The organism is Schleiferilactobacillus perolens DSM 12744, assembly GCF_001435585.1.
GTDB lineage: Bacteria > Bacillota > Bacilli > Lactobacillales > Lactobacillaceae > Schleiferilactobacillus > Schleiferilactobacillus perolens.
Genome location: NZ_AZEC01000015.1, coordinates 24,402 through 40,271 on the forward strand (window position 1 = coordinate 24,402; position 15,870 = coordinate 40,271).

19 protein-coding genes are annotated in these 15,870 nt (G+C 50.6%); 17 read left to right on the top strand and 2 right to left on the bottom strand.

What is annotated here, in order from left to right; translation table 11 throughout:
• Window positions 1-18: 18 nt before the first annotated feature.
• Both FD09_RS12965 and FD09_RS12970 read left to right on the top strand, forming a co-directional pair.
• Window positions 19-450: a helix-turn-helix domain-containing protein gene (locus FD09_RS12965; protein ID WP_057822087.1), complete on the top strand. Its 432-nt coding sequence runs from the start codon at window positions 19-21 to the stop codon at window positions 448-450.
• Window positions 443-1,051 (top strand): Fic/DOC family protein, encoded by a 609-nt coding sequence (locus tag FD09_RS12970; protein ID WP_057822089.1) that lies wholly within the window; start codon window positions 443-445, stop codon window positions 1,049-1,051. The genes FD09_RS12965 and FD09_RS12970 overlap by 8 nt, the downstream gene beginning before the upstream one ends.
• Before the next feature lie 54 nt (window positions 1,052-1,105).
• Here the strand turns inward: FD09_RS12970 and FD09_RS12975 are convergent, their stop codons facing one another.
• The gene (locus FD09_RS12975) at window positions 1,106-1,819 is read right to left on the bottom strand and encodes an ABC transporter ATP-binding protein (protein ID WP_057822091.1); all 714 of its coding nucleotides are present in this window, start codon (window positions 1,817-1,819) and stop codon (window positions 1,106-1,108) included.
• 1 nt (window position 1,820) lies between these two features.
• Window positions 1,821-2,879, bottom strand: a complete 1,059-nt coding sequence (locus tag FD09_RS12980) for an ABC transporter permease (RefSeq protein WP_057822093.1) — start codon at window positions 2,877-2,879, stop codon at window positions 1,821-1,823.
• A gap of 74 nt (window positions 2,880-2,953) precedes the next feature.
• Here FD09_RS12980 and FD09_RS12985 point away from each other — a divergent pair, with 74 nt between their 5' ends.
• The 15 genes from FD09_RS12985 (at window position 2,954) to FD09_RS13050 (ending at window position 15,842) form a co-directional block, all read left to right on the top strand.
• Complete coding sequence (locus tag FD09_RS12985; RefSeq protein WP_057822095.1) at window positions 2,954-3,553, top strand: TetR/AcrR family transcriptional regulator; 600 nt, start codon at window positions 2,954-2,956, stop codon at window positions 3,551-3,553.
• A gap of 14 nt (window positions 3,554-3,567) precedes the next feature.
• Window positions 3,568-4,227, top strand: coding sequence for an HAD hydrolase-like protein (locus tag FD09_RS12990; protein WP_057822097.1), 660 nt, complete (start codon window positions 3,568-3,570; stop codon window positions 4,225-4,227).
• A 72-nt stretch (window positions 4,228-4,299) separates the two neighbouring features.
• Window positions 4,300-4,497, top strand: coding sequence for a hypothetical protein (locus FD09_RS16380; RefSeq protein ID WP_157053816.1), 198 nt, complete (start codon window positions 4,300-4,302; stop codon window positions 4,495-4,497).
• Between the two features lie 262 nt (window positions 4,498-4,759).
• Window positions 4,760-5,488 (top strand): orotidine-5'-phosphate decarboxylase, encoded by a 729-nt coding sequence (gene pyrF, locus FD09_RS12995; RefSeq protein WP_057822100.1) that lies wholly within the window; start codon window positions 4,760-4,762, stop codon window positions 5,486-5,488.
• Complete coding sequence (gene pyrE, locus FD09_RS13000; protein ID WP_057822103.1) at window positions 5,488-6,114, top strand: orotate phosphoribosyltransferase; 627 nt, start codon at window positions 5,488-5,490, stop codon at window positions 6,112-6,114. Before pyrF ends, pyrE begins: the two co-directional genes overlap by 1 nt.
• Window positions 6,115-6,305: 191 nt before the next feature.
• Window positions 6,306-7,541: a rhomboid family intramembrane serine protease gene (locus FD09_RS13005; protein ID WP_057822105.1), complete on the top strand. Its 1,236-nt coding sequence runs from the start codon at window positions 6,306-6,308 to the stop codon at window positions 7,539-7,541.
• A 68-nt stretch (window positions 7,542-7,609) separates the two neighbouring features.
• Window positions 7,610-8,980 (top strand): glycoside hydrolase family 1 protein, encoded by a 1,371-nt coding sequence (locus FD09_RS13010; RefSeq protein ID WP_083487934.1) that lies wholly within the window; start codon window positions 7,610-7,612, stop codon window positions 8,978-8,980.
• Window positions 8,981-9,161: 181 nt separating this feature from the next.
• Window positions 9,162-9,554, top strand: a complete 393-nt coding sequence (locus FD09_RS13015) for an iron-sulfur cluster biosynthesis family protein (protein WP_057822107.1) — start codon at window positions 9,162-9,164, stop codon at window positions 9,552-9,554.
• A gap of 82 nt (window positions 9,555-9,636) precedes the next feature.
• Complete coding sequence (locus FD09_RS13020) at window positions 9,637-10,002, top strand: hypothetical protein (RefSeq protein WP_157053817.1); 366 nt, start codon at window positions 9,637-9,639, stop codon at window positions 10,000-10,002.
• A gap of 330 nt (window positions 10,003-10,332) precedes the next feature.
• Window positions 10,333-11,100 (top strand): (Fe-S)-binding protein, encoded by a 768-nt coding sequence (locus FD09_RS13025; protein WP_057822110.1) that lies wholly within the window; start codon window positions 10,333-10,335, stop codon window positions 11,098-11,100.
• Window positions 11,101-11,114: 14 nt separating this feature from the next.
• The gene (locus tag FD09_RS13030) at window positions 11,115-12,596 is read left to right on the top strand and encodes a LutB/LldF family L-lactate oxidation iron-sulfur protein (protein ID WP_057822112.1); all 1,482 of its coding nucleotides are present in this window, start codon (window positions 11,115-11,117) and stop codon (window positions 12,594-12,596) included.
• Complete coding sequence (locus FD09_RS13035) at window positions 12,586-13,290, top strand: LutC/YkgG family protein (RefSeq protein WP_057822114.1); 705 nt, start codon at window positions 12,586-12,588, stop codon at window positions 13,288-13,290. The genes FD09_RS13030 and FD09_RS13035 overlap by 11 nt, the downstream gene beginning before the upstream one ends.
• 68 nt (window positions 13,291-13,358) lie before the next feature.
• On the top strand, window positions 13,359-13,820 hold the full coding sequence (locus FD09_RS13040; RefSeq protein WP_057822117.1) for a thioredoxin family protein: 462 nt from the start codon (window positions 13,359-13,361) through the stop codon (window positions 13,818-13,820).
• A 227-nt stretch (window positions 13,821-14,047) separates the two neighbouring features.
• Window positions 14,048-14,899 (top strand): 3-deoxy-8-phosphooctulonate synthase, encoded by an 852-nt coding sequence (kdsA, locus tag FD09_RS13045; RefSeq protein ID WP_057822119.1) that lies wholly within the window; start codon window positions 14,048-14,050, stop codon window positions 14,897-14,899.
• Complete coding sequence (locus FD09_RS13050; protein WP_057822122.1) at window positions 14,886-15,842, top strand: KpsF/GutQ family sugar-phosphate isomerase; 957 nt, start codon at window positions 14,886-14,888, stop codon at window positions 15,840-15,842. Before kdsA ends, FD09_RS13050 begins: the two co-directional genes overlap by 14 nt.
• Window positions 15,843-15,870 lie beyond the last annotated feature (28 nt).

The window sequence follows — 15,870 nt, forward strand, 5'->3', positions numbered from 1 at the left end:
CTCTAGGTGATAATATTTTTGAACAAAGTCGCATTGATCCGGCGCCGGTTGCACATTAGCCAATCCCAGTTGGCGTCATTATTGAGTGTATCTGTTAAAACAGTCCAGGCCTGGGAAGGCAATCGATATGCACCTAATGGCGGTAACGCCAAGTTGTTGCAACTACTCGGAGCTAACCAGGAGATGAAAGCCATGTTGGAAAAATATAAAAATGATCAAGAATTTGCGCCATTGGAACGAGACCCAGAGAAATTGACGATCATGGGCGTCCATTTTAAAAATGAACAGGATTATCGCGCTGTCCTCAACGCCGTGGCGAATAATATGTATGAAGGTTATCAACCCGCTCGGTCAGATATTGAATTCTTTGCGGCCCATATTGACCAACCAGCCACCGCCCAAGAAACGTTAGCGTGGGTCAAAGCACATCGAGGGACAGCCGATGAATAACCAAGAACGCTGGCAGGCGTACCTTCAACCCAACGGCGTTTTGAAGAACTTGTTGAATATCACGGATCAACAAACCCTGCATGATACGGAGTACGTCTTAACGATTCAGCGGCAAGCCTATTTGCAGCGGCATGCGTTTGTTTTACCGGATGGGGCGCGACTGCAGGGTAAGAATGTGGCCGAAGTGCGCCAGATTCATCACTATTTGTTTGCTGATATTTATGACTGGGCGGGGCATTATCGGGACGTGAACATGGGCAAAGGCGGAACGGACATGTTCTTTCCGTTTGAACGATTTGCCACGGCTGAATCCGATATTCAAGAGAAGATTGATCGGTTTCAAGCGACCAATGCGGGAGATAAACAGGCAGTCACCCAGGCCGCTGGCGAGCTAATTAGCGAAATTAATTGGTGGCATCCTTTTCGGGAGGGCAACGGGCGGACGCAGCGTGTATTTGCCCAAGTGTTGGCCCACGCCAAACGTTACACCTTTGATATTGAGCCAGACAGTACCGCGTACGTAGAATATATGCAGGCGAGTATTGATGATAATCCAGACGAAATGGTGAAAGTGATGCAGCGTCATTTTCGGGTTGTCTGACTACACAAAAAGCAATTGACCGGCTGGGAATAACAGCGAATCAATTGCTCTTTTTTATAGTGCCGCGGCCCGAATCTTCGCTAACCCCGCACTATCCAGTGTGGTTAAGTGTCCGTCTCGCATTTCATAAACCGTATCCACTGGATCAAGCAGCCGCGTATCATGGGTGATCATCACCACACCGCGGTTCATCTTGTGGGCAATATCTCCCAACAGATCAACCACCTTCATTGCCCGACTGGTATCCAGACTGGCGGTAGGTTCATCGGCCAAAATGATCGGCGGATCGTTGTACAGTGCGCGGGCAATGGACACCCGCTGCCGTTCACCACCAGACAAGGCTGCTGGGTAGGCATTGGCCAGGTCAGTGATCCCCAACATGGTAAACAGATCAGTCATCGACATTTCGTGCTGCTTGTGGTGATTGAACCGGTCCACCAGAGCCAATTGATCCTTCACGGTGAGGAAGGGAATCAAGTTGCTGGCCTGCAGCATGAACCCGAACGTGTTGAAGCGCAGATCTGTCCGCCGCCGCTCGCTGAAGTCGGTGGTATCTTGACCGTTGATCAGGACCTGCCCGCTGCTGGGTTGTTGCAGACTGCCGACGATCGTGAGCAAGGTCGTTTTCCCAGAACCCGACGGCCCAATGACGGTGGCAAATTCACCCGCCTGTAACGCAAAATCTGTGGGGTGCAGGGCAGTGACCGCAGTATGGCCGCTGCCATAGGTCTTGGTGACTTGGTGCAGTGCGACTAATGATGTGGTCATCTTATTCACCTCCAATGGCTTCCAAGGGATCGATATGCAGAATCCGGCGCAGGGAGAACAATCCGCCCACCAGCGACATGACGATTAGGGCGCCCGCAATCATACTGAGCAGCATGGTGTCGGAATAGAACGGGATCGTCTTGGGTAATCCCACTTCAGTCAAGGCTAGTAAGCCGATGCCAATCCCGACGCCCACTACGGCCAGGATCAGAATCTGCCAGAAGAGGGCGGCGATGATGGCACTGGTGCGGATTCCTTGGGCCCGCATGACGCCGTACATCGCGACTTTTTGAATGGTCAAAATATACATAAAGATCCCGATAATCAGCAGCGTAATGCCGATCATTGCTCCGATCATTAACATAAAGGTGGACGTCTGGGCCGTGTATCCCGGAATATTGTTAATTAGCGTGGCCCGCGTGATTTGCTCCGTGTGTTTGGGCAAGTCGGTCATCTTGCGGGTACTCACCACGGCGGAAACATTATGCACCCGGCTTTGACCGTATTTTACTTGTCTAAAAGTGGCTAAAGTCGTGTAGAATACAGGTACAGTGGCAAACCGCCGATCGTGGGTCAATCCAACGATATGGTACTTCTGATTACTCCCGTTCAGCGTGATGCGATCCCCGCGTTTTAGACCGTAATACGTGACACTATCATCCGCCAGCACCTCACTGTTCTTCGTGGGCAGGCGGCCGCTGGTCACGGTGGGTTTTAACTTGCCTTGCAGGTTAATCCCGAAGATGTTGCTATTCAGTTTCTTGTTGGTTTTGGGATTCTCCGCCACGATGGTCATTTGGCCAAGCAGCGCGGTATCCTTGGAAGCGACTTGGTCATATTGATCTTCTGTGACGACAGAACTCAGCAGGTTCTTGTTGGCATACTTGGACATCAGCACGTAATTGCCGGGTAAGGCATCAATCGCTGTTCGATTATTACGGGCGAGGCCCGTGGCTAACCCGGTAAGGAAAAACACCAGGTACGAAATCAGAACGAATGTCACCACCACCAGCAAGTAGCGGGCTTTATTATGCAAGATTTCTTTGCTTGCGAGAAACATTTGGCTCACCTCCACTTGGTGGGATTATTATATCATCCATTTATCAACCGATAAACGAAAAAGGCTTGAGAAAAATGAATCAACGAGAAAAACAAAAAGACGCCACCATTCAGCATATTCTGGCGGCGGCGCAATCATTGTTCATGAATCGCGGGTATATGGCCGTCACCACGCGCACTATTGCGGAAGCGGCCGGGGTACAGCAGCCATTGCTGTACCACTATTTCGGGACCAAAGAAAAGTTATACATGGCGGTCGTGATGCACGTCAGCGAGACGATGGCGGCCATCATCGCTCAGGCCCAAGAGGGCGCGGGCGATTTTACCGCCAAGTTGAAACGCTTGGGGCACACCCTCACCGATGATAACCCGATGAACTTACAGTTGGTGATGCATGACGTGTCCCACTTGGATGCGACGATTCAACAGGCGGTATTTGAGGCGTGGCAAAAGGGATTTCTAATCCCATTGGATAACTTTTTCACGGCATTCCAGGACCAACTGCACCCCAATTATCCAGTCCGGGACATTACCTTGTATTTCTTGATGACACTAGCCGCTTACTTGCGGCCAGCCATGAATGAGACCCCTTCGTTTGTGCAGCGGCAGCTCCCCTTAGATATCACTCTGGGTATGTTTTGTACTGGCGTTTTGCGCCAACCAAAGAAAAAATAGAAAGCAGCGTGGATATGACAACAATTTTCTTCGATTTTGACGGCACCATTGTGGATTCACAAAAAGGAATTGTACACGGGCTCAAATACATGGTGGAGAAACTGGCATTGACGCCCCTCACGGCAGACCAATATCGTTTGTTCATTGGACCCCCGCTGACAGACAGCTTGCACCAATTTTATCCAGAATTAAACGACAGCGCCGTGGTCCAGGCCATTCGCGCGTATAAAGAATTCTACGATCAAAAGGGTCTGTATGAGTTGCAAATGTACCCAGGCATCACGGATGTCTTGGCCCGGTTGCAGGCGGCCGGTTTTTCCCTGAATGTCGCCTCCACCAAACCGACGGCCTTGATTCAGCGCTTGGCGGCTCATCTTCAGCTCGACCACTATTTCACTGGCCTTTTTGGCGCCACTGAAGACGAGCGGATTCGCAGTTCGAAAACGGACATTTTAGCGTATGGATTAGAAAAACTGGGTGCCAACCCCGCCACCAGTATCATGATTGGTGACCGCAACACCGACATGATCGGCGGCAAGAACAATCATGTCGCCACCATTGGTGTGTTATACGGTTTCGGCAGCCGCACGGAGCTGACCCAAGCGGGGGCCAGTGTGATTGTCGCCAAGCCCAATGATATTTCCGGAGCAGTGCACCAATTGGCTAATCAGTAGGGGGTTTGTTGACGCTTACATTGTTTTCCCGCATAATTAAGGTGCGTTGGATAATAATGTGGGGTGATCATCATGGAAAGACTCACGGCACTGTGCCAAAAAGAAGGCTTCACTTTGATTTTAATTTTTGGTGTTGTCACTGCGTTGTTGTCTAAGCTTTTCGCCACGGACACTTCTGCACTGGGTGTGGCGGGCTGCACCATCGCCGGCTTGGCGCTATTCTATTACCGCGAGCAGCGGGTTGGTCGCCGGGCTGAGCAAACTGAATAGGTATCGTCATTCTTTAGTGGCTGCCGCGCATTCTCAGTGTGGCGGCTTTTTAATTTAACGTTCGCTTCTCACCTTGACCCGCGCTTGAAAAAGGCGTAAGGTATTGAACAAATCAAACAAGACACTTTAATCGAGTCCTGTGAGGCTTCGAAGTGCACGGAACAAGTCCCGGCAAGCGGACTTGGTGAGCTTTGACACACAGGATGGGTCAAGGCTTTTTTTGTATCACAGGGTGTCAAATTTTCGTAAAGGATGGCAGACGATGGCAAAACCAGTAATTATTGCATTGGATTACGCAGATGGGGCAGCGGCTCAGGCATTGCTCACACAGTTTTCAGGTGAAGACGATCTGTGGATCAAAGTGGGCATGGAATTATTCTACCGTGAAGGGCCGCAGTTCATTACGGCACTGCGCAGCAGGGGCTACCATGTCTTCTTGGACTTGAAGCTGTATGACATTCCCCACACGGTGCACCAAGCCATGCAACAAATCGGTCGGCTGGGTGCCGAACTCACCACCGTCACTGGGTTAGGCGGTGCCGACATGATCTCGGCGGCTAAGGAAGGTCTGCTGGAAGGTGCAGCGGAGGCCGGAACCACAGCACCCAAATTGTTGGCCATCACGCAATTGACATCCATGGACGAGCAGGCGATGCATGTGACCATGCAAAATGACGACTTCTCTTTATTAAATTCCGTCGTTCACTTGGCCCAGCTGGCGGCGACTTCTGGGGCAGATGGCGTCATCAGCTCGGCATTGGAAGTCGGTAAGATCCATGACGCCACTCCGGCGGGTTTTTTGACCATCACCCCGGGGATTCGGCTGGCTGAGGATGCTCGCGATGACCAATCCCGGGTCGTGACTCCGCGTCGGGCGGCTGAGTTGGGCAGCGACGGTATCGTTGTGGGCCGCTCCATCACCCAAGCCAAGGATCCAGTTGCCGCTTATCACGCTATCAGTCAACAATTTGAAGGGAGCACCGTCTACTAATGCAAACGAACGAACAGATTGCCCAAGACCTTTTAGACATCCAAGCCGTTACCCTGTCTCCGCAAAAGCCTTTTGTTTGGGCCAGTGGTATCAAGGCCCCAATTTATACAGATAACCGGCTGACCATTGGCTATCCAGAAATCCGCAGCCGGATCAGTGCCGGGTTAGCGCGCTTAATCATACACGAATATCCTGATGTGACGGACATCGGCGGCGTGGTCACGGCGGGTATTCCCCATGCCACCAGTACGGCCGATCGGTTGGGCCTGCCATTGATGTACGTTCGTTCTAAGCCGAAAGATCACGGTGCGGGCAAGCAAGTGGAAGGCCATGTGGATAAAGAAGCCAAAGTCGTGTTGATCGATGATCTGATTTCCACTGGCGGCAGTGTTTTGAAGGCTGCCGAAGCGGTGGAAGCAGAAGGCATTACCGTCCTCGGTGTGGCCGCAATTTTCACCTATGAATTACCCGCTGCCCGAGAGAACTTTGCGGCGGCAAAATTGCCCTTAGTGACCCTGACAAACTATTCGACGCTGATTCGCCAAGCGGAAAAAGCCAAGATCTTGACTGGCGAAGAAAAAGAATCATTACTCACCTGGCGGGAAGACCCGTGGGCTTGGAAATAATTTCCAGACAAGCCAACGATTAATCCTTGAGACATTCCTTAGTTACCAGTATTGCAACTGGTGGCTAGGGAATTTTTTTATTTCCATAAAAATGAGACTAAATTTTTACATTCTCATCGTTGACAAATGTTTCTGTAAGGCCTACGCTTTAATTAATTTTATTTTTCGGTTATCAAGGAGGGCTGCAGGCGATGGAGTATATCCCCATAAGAGAAAAAAAGCACCGGTTTCCATATATTATTACCGCGTTAACGACCTTTTACCTGGCCTTGGTTTTGTCCCGAGTATTATTACGCGGACCGCTCACATTATTAGAGACACCCATTGTGGGGGCGCTCGCTTTACCCGCTTTAGGCAATGTGGCGATGGCAGTGCAGTCCCTCGTATTTTTGTTTATTTTGGGGACATATGCAGAGAAGGTACTGGGACACTGGTTCTTCCTCGCTGAAGTATTTGTCATTGGCGGGTTGGTCCAATTTCTGTGGCTGTCAGGCTTTGTCAGTACGACGACGCCAGCAATTACCCAAGTAGCGATGCTCATGGGCTTAGTGGGAAACGTATTAATCGGTGCGGCCCGGGGGATCACCGCTCCAAAATGGCACCAAGTGCTGATTGTCATTGCGGCTTTTTTAAGCACTGCCCGATGGCTGAGCGGAATTACCACGACGGCCATTGCATTGAGCGTGCCCCTGGGGTTGGTCGCTTTAGCCATTGGTCTGTTGGCAGCGATTCCGTTGACCAGCACAGAGCGGCCATTCGCCATTGACTGGGCTCAATTTCCATACACGACGCTTTCTTTGACCTTGATTCTGGTTGTGATTTTTGGCGTGGAAGTGGGGCTGAACCACGGCCGTTACCTGGGCGCAGTAATGGGTTCAGGCAGCCTGCAAATTGGGTCTTACGGCTGGAATGCAGTCACCTGGTCGTCGCCATTATTGAGCATTTGGCTGCACCAAAGCCTGAATCATTTGGTCAACAATGTGTTCATGCTACTGATATTGGGGATCGCGGTGGAACGCACGTTGGGCCATTGGCGGACTTTAATCATTTATTTACTCGGTGGGATGGTAGCAGCCTATATTAAAATCGTGTACGTCTTGTTGGCTCCTGCTGGTCTATTCAGTGCAGTGGCCATTGGCGTCGGCGCTTCCGCAGCAATTTATGCCTTAATAGGGGCGGGGTTGGGGACCGTCGTTTTTTCGCCCAAGATATCCTTTGCAATGAAATTTTTATTCTATTTAGCCGCTCTGCGCTTGGTGGTATTGATGGCGGAGCGATTACGTCGGACTGGTTTCTTCTCGGCCACTGCCTTAATTGACGACACTTCTCATTTACTGGGGTTTTTAGTGGGGGCATTCTTAACCGCTGCACTGCTTCTCTGGGCCCATTATCATTCCCGCCAGGTAGACACTTTTACCATGCTGTGAAGCCCTTCCAAGTCATGATTGATTCCTTTATACTGAGGAAGAAAACATGAATGGAGGGCTTTTTGGCAATGACAAAGTTACGTGACGATTTTTTCTGGGGTAACTCAACATCCAGTATGCAAACGGAGGGGGCATCCACCACAGGCGGTAAGGGGCCGTCGGTGTATGATGTGCGCCCAGCAACGGAGCAAGCCAGCGATTGGTCGGTGGCCATCGATGAATATCATCGTTATCCAGAGGACATCGCCCTGATGAAGGATTTGGGAATGAACTTCTATCGCTTCCAGATCTCGTGGAGCCGGGTGCAACCCACGGGAGAGGGGGCCTTTAATGAAGAAGGCATTGCTTTTTACGATCAGCTCATCAACAACTTGTTAGCCGCAGGCATTCAGCCGATGATCTGCCTGTATCACTTTGACATGCCCTTGGCGCTGGCCCAAAAGTACAATGGCTTCTTGGACCGCCATGTGGTGGATGCCTTTTACGTATATGCGCAAGAAATGCTGAAAAGATTCGGCGATCGGGTACGGTATTGGATTACCTTCAATGAACAAAACCTGTACAGTTTGCAGGACGCTTTTGTGATTGCCGGCTATCTGGAAGGCCCTCGGTCGCTGCATGATCTGTATCAAATTCAGCACAACGTGGCCTTGGCCCATGCGTTAGTGGCGAATACAGTGCATGAAGACTATCCAGATCTGCAAATTGGCGGGATGGTCGCCTATCAGCAGGTGTATCCAGCCACGGCTAATCCCCAAGACATTGCGGCAGTACGCCGATTTAAAGAATATGTGATGGATAATTTGGTGGATATCTTTACGACGGGGCATTACTCCCCTGAAGTGCTTAACTTCATGCAGCGGGAACATCTGGACGATATTCTGAAGTCGGATGAACTGGCCATTTTAGCGGATACCCGCAGTGACTTCTTGAGTTTCAGCTACTATTCCAGCACCGTGCTGGACAGTACCAAGATTCCGCTGGGGACAGTGCCTAACTTTTATCCCCAAACCGGTGTCGGCCACAATCCCTATCTGCCCACCAATGAATGGGGCTGGCAGGTTGATCCCCAAGGTTTCAATACGGTGCTCCACGACCTCTATAACCGCGGTCATGTGCCGGTGTTCCCGATTGAAAATGGCATTGGCCTCCGGGAAGAATGGGATGGTGAGCATATGATTGCGGACGATGTGCGGATTCAGTATATGCGAGAACACATTCAAGCCATGGAAGACGCCATTGATGAAGGTGTCGACGTGCTCGGCTACTTGGGCTGGGGCTTAATCGATATTCCGAGTTCCCAAGGCAACATGGACAAGCGGTATGGCGTGGTTTATGTGAACCGTGGTAATCATGATTTGAAAGATTTGAAGCGGGTGCCGAAGAAGAGTTATGACTGGCTGAAAGAGGTCATTCATAGTAATGGGGCAGTGCTGTAAGCGATAGACACAATAGGACGGCGGGTTCCAGGTAATGGAAACGGCCGTCCTTTTTGTGCTCCGTCGGGTGCTGAGCAGTTGTATTTCCCGTCCCTTGTCTGTGTCATCGAAAAGCGGTATACTAAAGAAGCAATAAAGATTGTGCACAACTTAATTGGTAGCGAAAGGATCGGTGGACATAGTGAAAATCAACATTAAGGATTCAGCACAGAAGTATTTGGCAGAAAAGGTCTCACCGGATCAATATATATTTCTCGGACTGGATGACGGTGCCAGCAAGTTCTCTAAACTGGGCGGGTCTTGCGCCGTGGGCGGTAAGTTCCAACTGGTGATTAGTGATGCACCAGATGCGGACTACAACATTCCGGTGGAAAACAACGCGGGTTACAAGTTGTTCACTTCCAAAGAAGAACTGGGCTACCTGGATAATGGCATGTATTTGCAATTCCACAATGCGGCGTTAGGGCTTGGCGGCGATGGCGGTCTGCTGGACGGTTCCTTAGGTGTCGTGAAGGCCGATCCGAGTCAAGTGACGAAGAAGGAAATGGAGACACTTGGCGGGAAGATTTGCTGATCCCGATTGTCAACACATGTGTTTCAGAAGCGGCGAGCCGATCTCATTTCGGTTCGTCGCTTTTTTGCTAAAAAATTGACGGATGACCGTCACAACAGGTAACATACCGTTAACAACATTGGTGGTGAACGATATGAAAAAGTATACACAGGTGCTCACATTGATTGGGTCTCTCGTGCTCGTGTTCCTATTGGTGTATTGGTGGCAATCTGTTTGGGCAGACGTGATTCTGTTTGGAGCTTGGTGGAGTTTCTTCTTTTGGCTGATGCGACGCTGCCGGATCAGTAATAAGCAGCTGGACCGGTTATTTTTGATCGTCATTTTTGCCGGCGCGTTCCTGATTAACCGGCGGCCACATACCATTGCTTTGTTGGGCGCGGCTTTTGCGCTTTTTGTGGTTTTTGTTTGGTTGTATTTGTGGAAATCTGTGGTGAAAGCGAAAGAGTAAGGAGTGGACCGGCGTTGGGCTGAGGTAGCCTGGGGTTGGTTTTTTTGTGTTCTGGAGAAAACGCGTAGGGTAGAACCGACTTTTTTGTGTAACCGGTCGGCTCCGCCCTCTGACTGTAAACGGGCTGCGCGCCCCAGGCCCCTCGCGCTAAGCCCGTCCTGCTCAAAATCCCCAAGACCGGGGGATTTATGCCCAGGCCGTTCTTAGCGGTCGGGGCCTACCCGGGGCGCTCTGCCCTCTCTGTTTTGTAAGCGAAACCGCTGTACTTTTTTACATCCCAGCAGTACACTAAAAGAAACCAAGGTATGTTTTAGGGAGTGGGGTGCCAATATGAAAGTTGTCGTATTTTCCACGTGTATCGTGGATCTGTTCTTTCCCAATGTCGGCGCGGCAATGGTGGAGGTTTTGGAGCGTTTTGGCTGTGATACAGTAATGCCGAAGAAGCAAATTTGCTGTGGTCAGCCGACCTTTAATAGTGGGTACGTGGTGGCCAGTCAAAAGACGATGCGCAACGAAGTCGATTCGTTGTTGAGCATTGATTGTGATTACATTGTTGGCCCGTCTGGATCTTGCGTGAATATGCTGCATGAATTCCGGATGCATTTGGCCGACGATCCAGAATATAGTAAAAAGGCCGAGATTCTCGCCAACAAGAGTTACGAGTTTACCCAATTTTTGTACCGCGTTTTACACATTATTGATGCTGGGGCGGAGTTGGATGCAAAAGCGACATTCCACCGATCCTGTCATATGACGCGGCTGTTGGGCGAGCGGACAGCGCCGTTTGTGCTCTTAGATCACGTGAAGGGACTGCAAATGATGCCACTGCCGCATATCGAGAACTGCTGCGGCTTTGGCGGAATGTTTTCCGTTAAGGAACCGGAAATTTCAAAATTGATGGTGAATGAAAAAGTGGATGATGTGGTCAGTACCGGGGCTGATATTTTAATCGGTGCCGATCAGGCTTGCTTGATGAACATTGGTGGTCGTTTCTCCCGCCGGCAGCTGCCCATCAAGATCATGCATGTGGCTGAAGTGTTGAACAGCAATGTGGATATGAGCCGGGTCCGGTACGCGGATACGCCGGCAGCGGTCTAAGGGGGGCGGACAAAATGGGAATTTCAACAACAACCACACCCTTTTTGACCCGAGTAAAAGAGTCAGAAAAGGATAAATTTATGCAACAGGCGGTGGCCAAGGCGCAGGATGCCCAGTGGGATAAACGCGAGGCGTCCCGCAAGGAATTAGGTCACTGGCAAGACTGGCGGAAATTGGGGGAACAAATTCGCCAGCATGTCATTCATTATTTACCAGATTATTTGGAAGAATTCGCGGATAATGTCGAAAAACGGGGCGGCCATGTATTCTTCGCCCAAAAAGATACGGATGCCGTGGAGTACATTACCAAGTTAGCAAAAGAGAAGCAGGTCCAGCGGGTGGTCAAATCCAAGTCCATGGTGACGACTGAAATCAATCTGGATAAAGAACTATTGAAGATTCCAGGCATGAAACTGATGGAAACCGACTTGGCCGAGTTCATTTTGCAATCCGATAATTGGGACGAACCCACCCACATCGTTTTCCCCACATTGCACAAGAACCGGGATCAGATTCAAAAGGTCTTTGAAAAGCTGGGTTATGACGGTGACAATGATCCCACTCACATGGCCCGGTTTGCCCGGGAATATCTGCGCCGTTATTTCTTACAGGCAGACATGGGCATCACCGGCTGCAACTTCGCCATTGCCGACTCGGGCTTGATCAATTTGGTCACCAATGAAGGGAATGCCGATTTGACCATGGCCATTCCCAAGACCCAAGTGGTGGTCATGGGGATGGAGCGGTTGGTACCGAGCTTGAAAGAGGCTGAAGTGTTGGATAATATGTTAGCCCGCAGTGCGGTTGGTCAGAAACTGACCAGTTATTGTTCTTTCAGCGGAGAGCAGGTGACGGGTGAAAGCGATGGCCCTGAAGATCTTCACGTCATTATTTTAGATAATGGGCGCTCTAAGGCCCTGGGGACACCATTCGAATCTATTCTGCAGTGTATCCGCTGTGGTGCGTGTCTGAATGTTTGCCCGGTTTACCGGCATATTGGCGGACATGGTTACGGCTCCATCTATCCAGGCCCGCTGGGAGCCGTGTTATCCCCGATTTTAGGCGGATACGACCAGTTTGGCGATTTACCCTTTGCCTCTAGTCTTTGCGGGGCTTGCACGGAAACATGTCCAGTCCGCATTCCATTGCACCGGCTGCTTATCAAGCATCGGGAAGTCATGATGGACAAACTGAAGATGGATAAGCCCACGACCCGAGAAATCATGAAGACGGTGGGGCTGGGAACCGGCACGCCGAATTTATTCCAGATGGCGTTAGAATTTGACCACATGGCGACCCGCATGTTTGTCTCGAAGAAACCCACCACGGTGCAAAATCTCTATAATCATGAAGGTCACATTACCTGGGCACCATCCATTGCCAAGGGGTGGACAGATGTGCGGGACGCACCGCGACCGCCAAAACATACGGAGAATTTCCGCCGCTGGTTCCAGAACTTTGAGGAAAGCAAGGAGGCCGTGCGCCATGGCAAGTGATAACCGCGAAGAATTTCTCAACAACATTGCTGAAAAAGCAGGCCGACCGCGCCACCAGCTAGCTGAGCATCCGTTTATCCCATTGAATGACCTGCCAGAGACCACATTGGCGGATAAAACCCCGGCGGCGCTATTCGATCTGGCCAAACAAAACAGTCAGTCGATTCATGTGACGTTCCAAACTGCTGATACAGCAGGATTGGCCGATTTACTCAATCAAGATATCCAAGAAAAAGAGGCTAAGTCACTGTTGCTGCCCACCGATGACCGCTTGGCTGAGTATGGCTTAACCAACTGGATGGCTGGTGTCACCCCGTCGCCCACATACTGGGAACCGACGGGTGGTCGCGAAGAAAACATTCAACGTGCTCAGAATGCCGACGTGGCAGTGGGGTGTGTCGATTTTCTCTGTGCCGAATCTGGCACGATCACCGTCGCCACCACCCCCGGCCAAGGCCGCAGCTTCCACTTCTTGCCGACCCACTACATCGCCCTCGTACCCAAGAGCCGCATTGTGCCCCGTTCCCGCCAAGCCATGGACTGGTACGACGAAGAAATCAAAGCCGGCCGTCTGCACACTTCAAATATCAACTTCATCACCGGCCCCTCCAACTCCGGCGATATTGAAATGGTCCTCGTTGTCGGCGTTCACGGCCCCATTGACATGTCTTACATCGTAATCACGGACCAATAAGCCTGTTGCATTTCCCACCCAAGCCTTCTATACTCAGTCTTAATCTGGGTCACGAGAGGATGGATTCAATGGCTGAAGAAAAAACAGCAACGACAGTACAAACAGCCCAATGTGCAGACGGCGCCTGTGAGATTCCCCAAAAAGCGTTAACCCCCGAAGAGGAACTCAGCAATGCTCGGGAAGTCGCTTATGAGGATGAAGTCACAGAATTGAGTGGCATCACCGTCGCTGATGTGCAGGCTAAAATTGACCGTCAAGAAAAGTTTGTGGTCTTATTTAGTCGCAAAAATTGCCCCTGGTGCCAAATCATGCTGCCGAGTCTGATCTTGGCACAAAAGGCAACTGGCCGTGAAGTGTATTACGTGAATACGATCAATACACCGGCAGATAAAGCATTGAAAGCCTTCCGTGACGACCATGACATTCAATATGTACCGACCTTCTTGGCGTTTGCCAACGGCCAGATGCAGGCCAAATACGATGGTGATCGCAGTGTGGCAGATTTGAGCCAGTTCTTACAAGAGCACTAATTGCACAAACGACCATGAGGCACAGATGAAATATCTGTGCTTTTTTAATGATCATTAGCGATATTTAATTAAGGAAATTTTAAGAACATGAGTTATTATTTCGTGTGCTAACGTTTAGTAAGTAAAATATTCTGTAAGAGCACAACCGCTCTGGCGATTCGACCGAATACCATGTGAACAGATGATGTTCAGGGGAGCGTGGTGGAAAAACCAAGGGGGTTTTGACCATGGCGACAATTGCTTCGGTATTTGCGGATTACGGATTTCAAGATGATCGGTTAACATTACTGGCTGGGCCATGTGCGATAGAGTCTTACGATACCTGTGCGCAGGTAGCAGAAAGTCTTAGTGCGTTGGCCGAAGAGCTGCATCTGAATTATGTTTTCAAATCGTCCTTTGATAAAGCCAATCGCAGTTCCGGCGAGGCGGATCGCGGAGCCGGCCTGGAACGCGGGTTGACTGTGTTGCAAAAGATTAAAGAGACCTATCATGTCCCGGTGGTGACCGACGTTCATGAATCGTACCAATGTGCACCGGTGGCCGAAGTGGCCGACGTCTTACAGATTCCTGCCTTCTTGAGCCGCCAAACCGATTTACTAGTGGCGGCGGCGAAGACAGATCGGGTGGTCAACGTCAAAAAGGGCCAGTTCATGGCACCCGAAGACATGGGTTCGGTGGTGACCAAGCTAACTCCTTATACAGAAAAAATTCTTTTAACAGAACGCGGCACATCGTTTGGCTACCATCGTCTCGTTGTGGACATGCCAGGCTTGATCACCATGCGCCAGTGGCACTATCCCGTGATCTTTGACGCCACCCATTCCGTTCAACTACCTGGCGGGTATGGTGATCATTCCGGCGGTCAACGGGACTTCGCCTTCCCGCTGATGCGCGCCGCTCTGGCAATGGGGGTTGATGGCATCTTCGCAGAAGTGCATCCCGATCCGCCCAGTGCCATCTCCGATGCGGATAACCAACTGTACTTAGACAAGGCGGCACCGATCTTCCGTGAAGCCAGCACGCTGTTCCATCAATATCGAGCAGCCCAAAAGGAGCGGGTGCAAGATGGCTTATTATGAGATGGCACAAAAAGTATTCGCGGCCGAAAATGAATCCCTCGCGCAAGTCGCGGCTCAGTTGGATGACACATTTGATCAATTGATTGCACAAATTCAGCAAGTCACTGGCCGGTTAATTTTTATTGGCATTGGTAAATCGAAATTGGTCGCCCAAAAGATTGCCGCCTCGCTGTCATCTATTGGCCAGCCGAGTTTCACGATTGACGCGGCCAATGCCTACCATGGTGATTTAGGCCGCGTGGCCAGTAACGATTTAGTGTTTTTCGTGTCCAATAGTGGCGAGACCCAGGAAGTGATCAAGACGCTGCTGGCGCTTCAGGCCATTCACGGTGAGGACCTGGCCACGGTGGCGTTAACCGGGGCACCGCAATCGACATTAGCCAAGAACACGGCGTTGTGTATCAATATTGGTGTCAATCAAGAGGCGGATGTCACGGGTTTGGCACCAACTTCTTCGACCACCGCCACATTGGTATTTGGTGACGCTTTGCTGGTGGTATTGGAACAGGTACACCAATTTGATAAGGAAAAATTTGCCCAGTATCATCCCGGCGGCAATATTGGTCGCCTGTTGCTGCAACGGGTGAAGCACGTGATGCATTCCCACATTCCATATGTCGACGAGGACACCGCCATCAACGATGTGATTTATCGGATTAGTGATTTCGGCCTCGGCTTGACCTTGGTCCGTCACCCACAAACCCAGGCAATCACGGGGATTGTCACTGATGGCGATATTCGTAAGAAGTTTCTGTCAGTGCCCCAGGTGAAAAAGTCCTGCGCAACGGACTACATGACCCGCGGGTTTATCAGTATAAATCAGAACGAGCGCAACCAGCTGGCCTGGAAAAAGATGGCCGCGTATGGTATTTCTAACTTAATTGTGGAAGATGATGACCAGCAAGCGGTCGGAATTGTCACCATCCACGATATTCTCGAATAACGTGAGGACCAAATAAAAAACACACCAG